Origin of the sequence: Burkholderia sp. AU32262, assembly GCF_020419985.1 — a bacterium.
Taxonomy (GTDB): domain Bacteria; phylum Pseudomonadota; class Gammaproteobacteria; order Burkholderiales; family Burkholderiaceae; genus Burkholderia; species Burkholderia semiarida.
In genome coordinates, this window is record NZ_JAIZRS010000025.1 from 1 (window position 1) to 12,165 (window position 12,165).

A 12,165-nucleotide genomic window follows, 5' to 3' on the forward strand; every position below is an offset into this window, starting at 1 on the left:
TGCGGCTGCGCGAACGAATGCAACGTTCACCAGCATGCGCACGCGAGCGCATGGGCGAACGCATTGCCGACGTCGGACGCGAAGGGTTTCTGGGGCGCGTTCGGCTGTTCGTGCTGGGCGGTCTGACAGGGCGATGCGTGCCACTTGCGACACCGCGGCGCAGGTCCGCGCGCTGCCGTCGCGGCCATGGGAAATCCAGCAGCGCGTCACCGTGCTCGACGATATACGACGCCAGACCGGCAGCGTTCCCGCCATTCGGTGACGTTGCGGCGACCGCGCTGAAACGACGAGTCTGCGCCGTCTCCCGCCGAGCGGGAAGCCGCGCGCCGCTCGTGTTTCTCGCCGGTCGTCCGGCCGCCCGGACGCGTGGCCCGTATCCCGCTGAATCCGAATCCGCGCGCGGCGCTGGCCGCGCGCATCACCATCAAGGAGAAAACCGATGAGTTCATTGAACCTGCGCAACATGCTGCGCATGACCGCCGCGTCGTCGGCCGTGCTCGCCGCGCTGCTGGCCGGCGCGCCGGCGCTCGCCGACGAAACCCATCTCGACGACATCGCGTCGCCGGCCGCCGCGGCGCGGTTCCCCGCCGTTGCGGTCGGCCCGCAGTACGACACGACCCACGTGTGCGTCGCGCCTGAGGACTTCGACCGCTTCACCGACAGCTTCGTCGCGACGTTCGGCGGCAAGAAGTCGAAGCAGGGCGTGTTCCAGGTCACGCCGACGCCGAGCCAGACGATGTCGCAGCTCGTGCTGACGCCGGTCGGCACGATCTCGGTGTTCGGTTTCAAGACGCCGATCCCGTATCCGTTCTGCGAGGAGCGCACCGGCTATCTCGTCACCGACATGGACGTCGCGGTGAAGTCGGCGCACGCGCATGGTGCGGACATCGTCGTGGCGACGTTCCCAGACCCGATCGGCCGCGACGCGATCGTCCGCTGGCCGGGCGGCGTGAACATGCAGCTGTACTGGCATACGCAGGCGCCGAACTACGACCCGCTGCAGACGGTGCCGGAGAATCGCGTATACGTGTCGCCGGAAAGCGCGGGCAAGCTCGCGCGCGACTTCGCCGCGTTCTCGCACGGCAAGATCGTGTCGGACGTGCGCCATGCGCCGGGCATCGAAATCGGGCGGCCGAACGACACGTATCGCCGCATTCGCATCGAATCGGGCTTCGGCAAGATGACCGTGCTCGCGACCGACGGTCATCTGCCGTACCCGTTCGGGCGTGAAATGACGGGCTACGAAGTGGCCGATCTCGCCGCGACGCTGAAGCAGGCCGAAGCCGCGGGCGTGACGGTGCTCGTGCCGCCGTTCAAGTCGGACGGGCGCGACGCGGCGCTCGTGCAGTTCCCGGGCGGCTACGTCGCCGAGATCCACGCGCGGTCGAAATGACGGTGCGCCGGCCGATGAAGCGATCGTGGCGCGGCGCGCTGTCGTGCGTCGTGCTCGCGGGCGGTGCCGCGTCGCACGCGGGTACCGCCGTCGGCGCCGAGGCCGAGGCGGCGTCGGCCGGCGCGGCCGCGTCGCCGGCTGCCGCGGCCGCGTCGTGCACCGCGAAACGCCCGACGGTGCTGTTCAACCGCTGGCAGGAAGACTGGTCGGCGCTCGCGAATCCGTGCGTGCCGCGCAAGCCGTTCGACGCGCTGAAGTACGTGCCGCTCGGCGACGACCCGTCGACCTATCTGTCGCTCGGCGCGAACCTGCGCGAGCGCTTCGAGCTGAACAACGCGCCGCTGTTCGGCCTCGGCGCCGCGCACGACGACAACTACGTGATCCAGCGCGCGAACGTGCATGCGGACCTGCGCTATCGCGGGCACCTGCAGGCGTTCGTGCAGTTCGTCGATGCGCGGCCGTTCGGCAAGGATACGGTCGGCCCGGTCGACAAGGACCAGCTCGACCTCCAGCAGGCGTTCGTCGCGTACGTCGATCAACTGGGGCACGGCACGTTCAAGACGCGGATCGGCCGGCAGGAGATGGCGTTCGACTTGCAGCGCTTCGTGTCGGTGCGCGACGGCCCGAACGTGCGCCAGGCATACGACGGACTGTGGACCGATTACGAAATCGGCAAATGGCGCGTGATCGGCTATGTGACGCGTCCGGTGCAGTATCGCAACGCGGCCGCGTTCGACGACGTGTCGAACCGGCACCTGCGATTCGACGGCGTGCGCGTCGAGCGCACGGGCACGGGGCCCGGCGATCTGTCCGCGTACTGGTCGCGCTACACGCGCGACAACGCGCGCTATCCGGATGCATCCGGCACCGAGCGGCGCGACGTGTTCGACATGCGCTACGCGGGCAAGACCGACGGGTTCGACTGGGACGTCGAAGCGATGCTGCAGACGGGCCACGTCGGGCAGGACACGATCGGCGCGTGGGCGTTCGGCGCGCTGGGCGGCTACACGTTCGCGAAGACGGCCGGCACGCCGCGCGTCGGCATCCAGGTCGACGGCGCATCGGGCGACGCGCATCCGGGCGACCGGCGCGTCGGCACGTTCAACCCGATGTTTCCGAACGGCTATTACTTCACGCTCGCCGGGTATACCGGATACAGCAACCTGATCCACGTGAAGCCGTCGCTGACCTTCAAGCCGGCGAGCTCGGTGACGGTGCTCACCGCCGTCGGCTTCCAGTGGCGGCAGACGACGGCCGACGCGATCTACGGGCAGGGGATGTCGGCGGTGCCGGGCACGGCGGGCAAGGGTGGCGCGTGGACGGGGATGTACGCGCAGGCGCGCGTCGACTGGCTCGTGAACGCGAACGTCGCGCTCGCGCTCGAAGCCGTGCACTTCCAGCTCGGCTCGTCGATTCGCGCGCTCGGCGCGCGCAATGCCGACTATGTCGGGATGGAAGCGAAGTTCGGCTGGTGACGCGCCGCGCCGGGCTCTCGCGTATCAGGGCTGCGCGCGGGCGAGCGATTCGACGAAATCGATGAACGCGGTCACGCGCTTCGAGCCGCGCTGGTTCGGCAGGTACAGGGCCGTGATCACCGCGCGCGCCGAGCCCGGCGTCACGTCGTACTGGTCGAACAGCCGCTGCAGGCGGCCGGCTTCGATATCCGCCCCGACCAGCCAGTCGGGCAGCAGCGCGATGCCGGCGCCGTCGAGCGCGGCCTCGCGCAGCACCTCGCTGTGATTCGATTTCAGCCGCCCGGTGACGACGACCTGCGTCGTGCGTGGCGCGCCGGCGAACGTCCACGCCTGCTGGTCGACGCCGAAATGAAAGCGCAGGCACGCGTGATCGACGAGTTCGCCGGGTGTCGCCGGCGTGCCGTGCGCGTCGAGGTAGCCGCGGCTCGCGACCACGTAGCGCCGGAACGTGCCGAGCGGACGCGCGACGACGTCCGCGGTCGGGGCCGCGTCGCCGAGCCGGATCGCGACGTCGATCCGCGCGGACACGAGATCGACGCGTTCGTCGGTCAGTTGCAGATCGAGGTCGAGCTTCGGATGGCGCGCGACGAACGCGGCGACGTGCGGCGCGATGCGGCGCAGCCCGTAGGCGACGGGGACCGATACGCGCAGCGGGCCGGACGGCGCGTCGCCGCGGTCGGCCACCAGCGCGTCGGCATCGGCGAGCTCGCCGAGCACGCGTTTCGCCCGCGCATAGTAGACGGCGCCCGCGTCGGACAGCGTGACTTGCCGCGTCGTGCGGTTCAGCAGCACGGTGCCGAGCGACGCCTCCAGCGCGTCCACCGCGCGCACGACCGACGAAGCGGCGAGATCGAGCCGGCGCCCCGCGCTCGAGAAGCCGCCGGCTTCCGCGACTTCGACGAACGCGCGCAGCGCGGAGAATTTGTCCATGAGATCGTCCTTGGGCGGGTGGCAACGTCGCGTTGCATGCGGTTCGCATTCTAGCGCCGGGCGGTGCGGCGGCCGGATCGCGTGCGGCGTGTCTTCAGGACAATTCAGGCGTCGCTCAGGATTTTCGCCGCGGCGGCCGATAAGCTGCGCGACATCGCGTGTTGCGCTGGCCGTTCCGTTCGTGACGGGCCACGCGCACGATTCGCCACGGAGATCCGATGAAGAACCTGTTTCGGCACGCGTGCGTCGCGCAGGCGGCCCGTTGGTTGATCGTGGCCGGGTGCGCGGGCCTGTTGGCGCCCGCGGCGCATGCGCAGGCCGGCGTGCGGGCCGATGCGGCGTCCGGCGTGCAGCCCGATGCGCCGGTGCCCGCCGCGGGCCGGCAGCCGCCCGGCTTCTATCGGCTGAAGATCGGCGACTTCACGGTGATCGCGCTGTCCGACGGCACGCATCCGTTTCCGGTCGACACGGTGTTTCGCGACATCTCGAAGGACGAGATCCGGCGCGACCTCGACCGCGCATTCCTGGAGCCGCCCGTGCAAGGGTCGATCAACGCGTTCCTCGTCGATACCGGAGCGAAGCGGATCCTCGTCGACGCGGGCGCCGGCACGCTGTACGGCGACTGCTGCGGCAAGCTGCTCGACGACCTGCGCGCGGCCGGCTACGCGCCCGCGCAGATCGACGAAGTGCTGCTCACGCACCTGCACAAGGACCATGTCGGCGGGATTGCGTCGAATGGCGCGATGACGTTTCCGAATGCCGTCGTGCGGGTGAACGCCGTCGAGGCCGCATACTGGCTCGATCCGGCGAACAAGGCGCACGCGCCGGCGTTTCTCGCGTCGTTCTTCGATGCGGCCGCCGCGGCGGTCGCACCGTACGTCGCGGCCGGCCGCTTCAAGACGTTTCGCGGCGACGCGACGCTCGCGCCCGGCATTCGCGCGGTGCCGATGCCCGGCCATACGCCGGGCCATACGGCTTACCTGATCGAGAGCGGCCGCGCGGGCCTGCTCGCGTGGGGCGACATCGTGCACGTGGCGGCGATCCAGTTGCGCGACGTCGACGCGACGGTCCAGTACGACAGCGATGCCGAGGCCGCCCGCCGCACGCGGCGGGATACGCTGAAGCGCGTCGCCGAGCGGCGCTATCTCGTCGGGGCCGCGCATATCGCGTTTCCCGGTCTCGGCCACCTGCGCCGGCACGGTGCGCAATACGACTGGGTGCCGGTCAACTACGACGCGACGCCGGTGCGGTGACGTCCCGGCGTGCGTCCCGGCGTGCGCCATGCCGCCGGTCAGCGCGCCCGTGCGCGCCGCCACGCGCCGGGCGGGTGCCCGACGATCCGCGCGAATACGCGGTTCAGGTGGCTCTGGTCGGCGAAGCCGCACGCGACCGCGATGTCGGCCAGCGTCATGTCGGACGTCTCGATCAACTCGCGCGCGCGCATCACGCGCTGTTCGAGCAGCCACTGGTGCGGCGTGCGGCCCGTGGTGCGCGAGAACGCGCGGATGAAATAGCCGCGCGACAGGTCGCATTCGTTCGCGACTTCCTCGATCGACACGCCGAGGTCCGCCTTTTCCATCAGCAGCTCCTTGGCGAGCGCCACCTTCGCGGGAGACAGCGCGCCCTTGTGCTCGAGTTCGCGCGCGCACGTTGCCGTAGCGGCGCACGAGATGCGTGCCCATCGCGAGCCCGACCTGCTCGATGAACAGCGCGTTCAGCGGGCCGGGCGCGTCGAGGCTGTCGGCCACCGCGTGCGCGAGATGCCCGAGCACCGGGTCGCGCGCATCGACGCGGCACGTGAGGCCGTCGACCGGGCTGCCGCCGTGTTCGGGGCCGATGCGCGCCAGATACGGGTGCGGCAGCTCGACCAGCACGAAGTCGAAATTGCCGTACAGGTCCGCGTGGAAATGGCGCGAGAAGTCGCGAATGTAGATCGAGTGATGCTGGAACCGGCGTTCGCTCGCGCCGGCGCGCCCATAGAGCGTGCGGCGGTGGCCGCCGTTCAGCGACACGCCGACCAGGAAGCCGCGGTCGCACGCGGGCATGTCGATTCGCTCGACGTGCGCTTCGCGCATGCATTTGCGGTGGAGCTTCAGGCCGCCGGATGCCGTCTCGACATCCTTCGCCAGCAGGCTCGACACGCACCCGAGCGTGTCTTTCGGCCGTGGCGGAGGCGATGCCGTCGGGGCTGCGATGACGGAGTCTGACATGGAATTCCCCAGCGAGGGACTCGGAGCGTGAAATGACGAGTCCAGTTTAGATGCGCGCGCGAACGTTCAAAATGAATTTGCATAAACGTCCGCTCTTCATCCTGACAAATTGCTTTCAATGCGTGCGCGCGGTGAGTGCGTGCCCCGGCGCGACGCCTGCGCGAGCGGCCCGGCAGAGTATAGCGCCCCACTTTTACACGCAAGCGATCGTGCCGGCCGCGCGTGCGCGGCATGCGCGGACAGCGCATTTTCCTTCAAGATTTTCACGGCATGCCCCTCTACACTCGACCCGTATTTCGACATTTATCGTCCGGCGCGGCAGCACGCCGGACTTGGACTCTCCGCCGGGCGAACTGCCGCGTTCACCCGGCGCTCATCCCGAGGTACCCGGAGGCGGCCATGGTCCAGATCGGAACTTTGTCGGTGGATTTCGAGCAGCGGGACATTCGCCGTCACGGCGCGTCGCTGCGCATCGGCGCGCGCGCGCTCGACATTCTCGAGGTCCTGCACCGCGCGAGCGGTTCGGTCGTGTCGAAAGACGACATCATGGATGCGGTCTGGCCGGGCCTGATCGTCGAGGAAAACCGGCTGCAGGTGCATGTGGCGACGCTGCGCAAGGCGCTCGGCGCGAGCCGCGATCTGATCAAGACGGTGCCCGGGCGCGGCTATCTGCTGGTCGCGAGCCCGTCGCCCGGCCCGGACCTCGTGCCCGCGGCCGACGCGCCGGCTGTCGCGGCGCCGCCCGACGCCCCCGCGTCGTCGCTGCTCGCGCCGCTCGTCGGGCGCGACGCCGAAATCGCGCAGATCGTCGACATGCTCGAGCGTACGCCGGTCGTCACGCTCGTCGGCGCGGGCGGCATCGGCAAGACGAGTCTTGCCGTACGCGTCGCGCACGGCGTGCGCAGCCGCTCGCGCGAGCGCGTGCTGTTCGTCGAGCTGGCGCGCGCGTCGACGCGCGACGACATGCTGATCGCGCTGGCCGCCGAGCTCGGCCTCGACACGCAGGGCGTGCCGGCCATCGAGCGCATCGGCGACGCGTTCGCGACGTCGCGCTGCCTGCTCGTGCTCGACAACGCGGAGCACATCATCGATCTGGTGGCGAGCCTCGTCGAAACGCTGACGTCGCGCGCGGGCTCGCCGCGCGTGCTCGTGACGAGCCGCGAGCCGCTGCACATCTCGGCCGAAGCGGTGCTGCGGATGAGCCCGCTCGCGGTGCCGGACGGCGGCGCGTCCGTCCCGGAAATGGCCCGCTGTTCGGCCGTCGAGCTGTTCCTGGAGCGCGTGCGCACGGCCGCGCCGGATTGCCCGGTCGACGAAGCCGGCGTGCGGGTGATCGCGGACATCTGCCGGCGCCTCGACGGGCTGCCGCTCGCGATCGAGCTGGCCGCGGCGCGCGTGGCGACGCTCGGGCTCGCGGTCGTCGCGTCGCGTCTCGACGACAGGCTGAACCTGCTGACGGGCGGGCTGCGCTCGGCGCTGCCGCGTCATCAGACGCTGCGGGCGACGTTCGACTGGAGCTACGTGCTGCTCGATCCGGCCGCGCGCGCGCTGTTTCGCCGGATGGGATGCTTCATCGGGCCGTTTTCGTTCGATGCCGCGCGCGCGGTCGCGACCGAGCCCGGCACATCGGCCGCGGACATGATCGCGGTGCTCGGCGAGCTGGTGGCGAAATCGCTGGTGACCGTCGAGTTCCATGGCGCGTATGCGCGCTACCGGCTGACCGAATCGACGCGCGCGTACGCGCTCGAAAAACTGCACAACGAAGGCGAATTCGAACGCATCGTCGCGCGCCACGCGGCGTACGAGCGCGAGCATGCGCCCGCGCGTCCCGCGACGCTCGCCGACGCGCTGCCCGCGGATGCACCCGCGCCGGCCGCGGACGAACCGGCGGAGGCCGCCGTGGCCGCAGGCGTGCCCGAGCCCGACCGGCTGGCGCGCGCGCTGCTCGAGCCGGCGCGGATGCGCGCGTGCACGGCGCGCGCGCGCCAGGTACTCGACGCGCTCGACACGGGCGCCGCGGGCCCGGTCGACGCCGCGCGCGAGATGCGGCTGCGGGCGGCCTGCGCGTCGGCGCTGCTGCATACCGATGGCGATGCGCCGGCCGCCGCCGCGATGTGGAACCGCACGCTCGGTCTCGCCGCGCATATCGGCGACGATGCGTTCGACGCGCGCGCGCTGGTCGGGCTGTGGCATACGATGCTGACGCTGTCGGACATCCACGAATCGCTGCGCTACGCGACGCGCTTCGAGCGCGCGGCCGAGCGGCGCGGGGACCGGTCGCAGCGGTTGCTGGCGAACACGATGGTCGCGACGTCGCTGCATTACTTCGGCGAGCATGCGCAGGCGCGCGAGCGGCTGGAAGCGGCGACGGCCGAACTCGCCGACGCGGACGAACCGGCGTGCGCGCAGGCCGCGCTCGGCGTCGACATGGCGACGCTGGGGCGCACGATGCTGATCCGTCTGCTCTGGATGCAAGGCGAGCCCGAGCATGCGATGCGCGTCGCCGCGCAGGCGGTCGAGTGCGCGCGCCGCGGTCCGTCGGCGCTCACGCTGTGCATCGTGCTCGGTGCGGCCGCCGCGCCGATCGCGCTGCGCTACGGCGATCACGACATCACCTCCGACTATCTCGCGACGCTGCGCGCGACCGCCGACGCGCACGGCTTCGACATCTGGCGCAGTCACGCGGAATGCCTGACCGGGCAGTTCGACATCCAGGCCGGCCATCCCGGCGCCGGCCTCGCCCGCCTCGAACCGGCGCTGCGGCGCGTCGAGGCGAGCGGTTTCCGGCGTCTGCTCGCGCCGTTGACCGTTGCGTACGCGGAGGGCCTCGTGCGGACCGGTCGCGCGAACGAAGCGCGCTCCCGGCTCGATGCGACGCTCGCGCGCTGCCGCGCGCACGGCGAGCACCTGTTCGTCCCCGAATTGCTGCGGGTGAACGGCGTCGCGATGCTCGAACAGGCGCGCACCGTCGGCGCGGATCTCGCGGTGGCGTACGAGGCCGACGGCCATCGTCATCTGCAGATGGCGATCCAGACCGCGAACGCGCAGGGCGCCGCGATGTGGGCGCTGCGCAGTTCGCTCGATCTCGCCGATCACCTGATCGAGCGCGGGCACACCGCGCAGGCGTCGACGCTGGTCGCCGCGGGCGCGCGGCACTTCGATCCGGATTCGCGCGCGCACGACGTGCGCCGCCTGCTGCGCGTGCAGAACTTCGTCCGTCAGGAGGCGCCGCTCGCGCCGTGCCGGACGCGCGCGCGACGCGATGCCGCCGACGCGGCGCAGCAGGCGGCATAGCGATGCGCGAATCCGGTGCAGCAGCGCGCCCGCGCGATCGCGGCATGCGTGCCGACGCGCGCGGTGCGGCCGCCTGCCAGGCAGCGGCGCCGAGCAGCGCGTCGCGCGCGGATGCGCACGGGAGGGCCGACGGTGCTTAGGGCGACGGAACCCGCGCGCTCGGCGGACCTCGTCGTCTTCAACGGCAAGATCGCGACCCAGGACGAACGACGCTCGTTCGTCCGCGCGCTCGCCGTGAAGGACGGGACCATCGTCGCGACCGGCGACGATCGCGACGTGCTGCGCCATGCGCGCGACGGCACGACCCGTATCGATCTGAACGGCCGTACCGTGATTCCGGGCCTGATCGACGCCCACCTACAGGCGATCCGCGGCGGCATGAACTTCAACCTCGAGGTGCGCTGGGACGGCGTGCCGTCGCTTGCCGACGCGCTCGAACTGCTGGGCCGGCAGGTGCGACGCACGCCCGCGCCGCAATGGGCGCGCGTGGCGGGCGGCTGGACGGCGCTGCAGTTCGCGGAAAAGCGCGGCCCGACGGTGGCCGAGCTCAACGCGATCGCGCCCGACACGCCCGTATTCATTCAGCATCTGGGCGACAGCGCGTGGCTGAATGCGGCCGCGCTGCGCGCGCTCGGCTACGGCCGCGACACGCCCGATCCGCCCGGCGGCGAACTGCGGCGCGATCGCCACGGGCGGCCGACCGGGCTGCTGCTCGCGCGTCGGGATCCGGCCGTGCTGTTCGCGGCGCTCGCCCGCGCGCCCATGCTCGATGCGGCCGACCGGGTCAACTCCACGCGGCAGTTCATGCGCGCGCTGAACCGCGTGGGCGTGACGAGCGCGATCGACGCCGGCGGCGACGGCCTCGCGTATCCGGACGACTATGCGGCGGTCGCGACGCTCGCGCGGCGCGGCGAACTGACGACGCGCATCGCCTATGCGCTGGGCGCGCGGCACGCCGGCCGCGAACTCGACGATTTCGCGACATGGATCGCGCGGACGGCGCCCGGCGACGGCGACGCGTTCCTGCGCGTGAGCGGCGCGGGCGAGCGGCTGCTGTGCTCGGCGATCGATCTCGGGAATTTTCTCGAACCGCGCGTCGAGCTGGCCGCGTCGGTCGACGCGGACCTGGCGGCCGTCGTCCGGCTGCTCGTGCGCCATCGCTGGCCGTTCCGGCTGCATGCGACCTACGACGAATCGATCGGCCGCTTCCTCGACGTGTTCGAAGCGGTGGATCGCGACACGCCGTTCGACGGGCTGCGCTGGTGCTTCGACCGCTGCGAGACGATCTCGGATGCCAATATCGCGCGTGTCGCGGCGCTGGGCGGCGGCATCACCGTGCAGCCGCGCATGGCGTTCCAGGGCGAAGCCTTCATCGCCCGCCACGGCGCGGCGGCGGCCACGCGCGCGCCGCCGATCCGCGCGATGCTCGCGGCCGGGCTGCCGGTCGGCGCGGGCTCCGGGGCGACGGGCGCGGCGAGCTACAACCCGTTCGTCGCGCTGTACTGGATGGTGTCGGGGCGCTCCGTCGGCGGCACCGCGCTGTATCCGGCGCGCAACCGGCTCGGCCGGATGGAGGCGCTGCGCCGCTATACGGTCGGCAGCGCATGGTTCTCCGCCGACGAGCATCGCAAGGGCGCGCTGGTGCCCGGCCGGTACGCCGACTTCGCGGTGCTGAGCGACGACTACTTCACGATCGACGCACGGCGCATCCCCGCGTTGTCGTCGGTGCTGACGGTCGTCGACGGCAAGGTCGTGCACGCGGAGCAGGAATTCGCGCCGCTGGCGCCGCCGCCGCCGCCCGTCAGTCCCGCATGGTCGCCGGTCGCGGAAGGCGGCGTCGGCGGCGCGGCGCTCGCCCGTCCGCATGCATCGGCGGCGGGCGACGCATGCGCGGCGCCCGGCAGCGATGCGTGCCGGGCGCGCGGTCACGGCCGCCGTTTCGCGCGGCCGCGCTATCCGACGGCAAGTGCGGCCGCCGAGCGCTGCGAAGCCTTCGGCCGCTGCTGCGTCGCGTTTTGAGCGGCGCATGCCGGTGTGCGACGCGCCGCGCGCCGGGTGCCCCCGGGCATTGAACGATTTTCCGCCCCGTGCGCGGGGTATGAAGGAGACAGGATGAATGCTGCGCACCCGCGCGCACCGGCCATCGGCGACGAAGTGGCCGGCGTTCGCATTCCGCGCACGCCCGTTGCGCTCGATGCTGCCGACGCGGCCCGCGCGTCGTTGCCCGCCGTGCTGGTCGATCATGCGGCGCGCGTGTTCGTGTTCGCGTCGCTCGCCGCGCGGCGGGCAGGCGTCGCATGCAACGCATGCGACGCCGACGCGCTGTACGTCGCCGCGATGTACGCGAACATGGGGTTGAGCCACGCGTATTGCCGCTCGACCGAGCGCTACGAGCTCGACGGCGCGGATGCCGCATGCGCGCTGCTGTTGCGCCATCGGCGCTCGCGGCGCGTGCGCGACGACGTGTGGCAGGCGATCGCGCTGCATACGACGCCCGGCGTGGCCGCCCGCGCGTCGCCGCTCGCGCGCGCGCTGGCGGCCGCCGTGTCGACCGATCTGATGGCGACCGACTTCGACGCATACACGCTCGACGAGCGTGACGCGTTGCTCGCCGCGTATCCGCGCGGCAGCGGCTTTCGCGAAACGTTCCTCGCGACGGTCGCGCGCGGCGTCGAACATCGGCCGCAATCGACGTTCGGCACGTGGAGCGCCGACGTGCTCGAACGCGCGGATCCGGATTTTCATCGGCCGAATTTCTGCGGGCGCGTGCTGGGCGCGCGGTGGAACGATACGTGACGGCGCCGCTCCGGCACGCGGCGGCCGGACGCGTCGCGGCACCGCGTCCGGCATGCCGGGCCCTGCG

The 12,165-nt window shown here is 71.5% G+C and carries 7 protein-coding genes and 1 pseudogene; 6 read left to right on the forward strand and 2 right to left on the reverse strand.

All coding sequences use genetic code 11. The features are described from left to right. Positions 1-439 precede the first annotated feature (439 nt). The gene (locus tag LGN10_RS25810) at positions 440-1,393 is read left to right on the forward strand and encodes a VOC family protein (RefSeq protein WP_226225467.1); all 954 of its coding nucleotides are present in this window, start codon (positions 440-442) and stop codon (positions 1,391-1,393) included. A gap of 14 nt (positions 1,394-1,407) precedes the next feature. Continuing rightward, positions 1,408-2,868, forward strand: a complete 1,461-nt coding sequence (locus LGN10_RS25815) for an alginate export family protein (RefSeq protein ID WP_226225469.1) — start codon at positions 1,408-1,410, stop codon at positions 2,866-2,868. A gap of 24 nt (positions 2,869-2,892) precedes the next feature. On the opposite strand, the gene LGN10_RS25820 is transcribed toward LGN10_RS25815, so the two are convergent. Next, the gene (locus LGN10_RS25820) at positions 2,893-3,798 is read right to left on the reverse strand and encodes a LysR family transcriptional regulator (RefSeq protein WP_226225471.1); all 906 of its coding nucleotides are present in this window, start codon (positions 3,796-3,798) and stop codon (positions 2,893-2,895) included. A gap of 218 nt (positions 3,799-4,016) precedes the next feature. On the opposite strand from LGN10_RS25820, the gene LGN10_RS25825 reads away from it, so the two are divergent. Continuing rightward, entirely contained in the window at positions 4,017-5,051 is a 1,035-nt protein-coding gene (locus LGN10_RS25825) for an MBL fold metallo-hydrolase (protein WP_226225473.1), read from the forward strand. A 38-nt stretch (positions 5,052-5,089) separates the two neighbouring features. Here the strand turns inward: LGN10_RS25825 and LGN10_RS25830 are convergent. After that, positions 5,090-6,008: pseudogene (locus LGN10_RS25830) on the reverse strand (helix-turn-helix domain-containing protein). 399 nt (positions 6,009-6,407) lie between these two features. Between LGN10_RS25830 and LGN10_RS25835 the strand changes: the two are divergent. The 3 genes from LGN10_RS25835 (at position 6,408) to LGN10_RS25845 (ending at position 12,098) form a co-directional block, all read left to right on the forward strand. After that, positions 6,408-9,302 (forward strand): ATP-binding protein, encoded by a 2,895-nt coding sequence (locus LGN10_RS25835; RefSeq protein WP_226225475.1) that lies wholly within the window; start codon positions 6,408-6,410, stop codon positions 9,300-9,302. 132 nt (positions 9,303-9,434) lie between these two features. After that, positions 9,435-11,321: an amidohydrolase gene (locus LGN10_RS25840; protein WP_226225476.1), complete on the forward strand. Its 1,887-nt coding sequence runs from the start codon at positions 9,435-9,437 to the stop codon at positions 11,319-11,321. A 93-nt stretch (positions 11,322-11,414) separates the two neighbouring features. After that, positions 11,415-12,098, forward strand: coding sequence for a phosphohydrolase (locus tag LGN10_RS25845; RefSeq protein WP_226225477.1), 684 nt, complete (start codon positions 11,415-11,417; stop codon positions 12,096-12,098). The last annotated feature ends 67 nt before the right edge of the window (positions 12,099-12,165 follow it).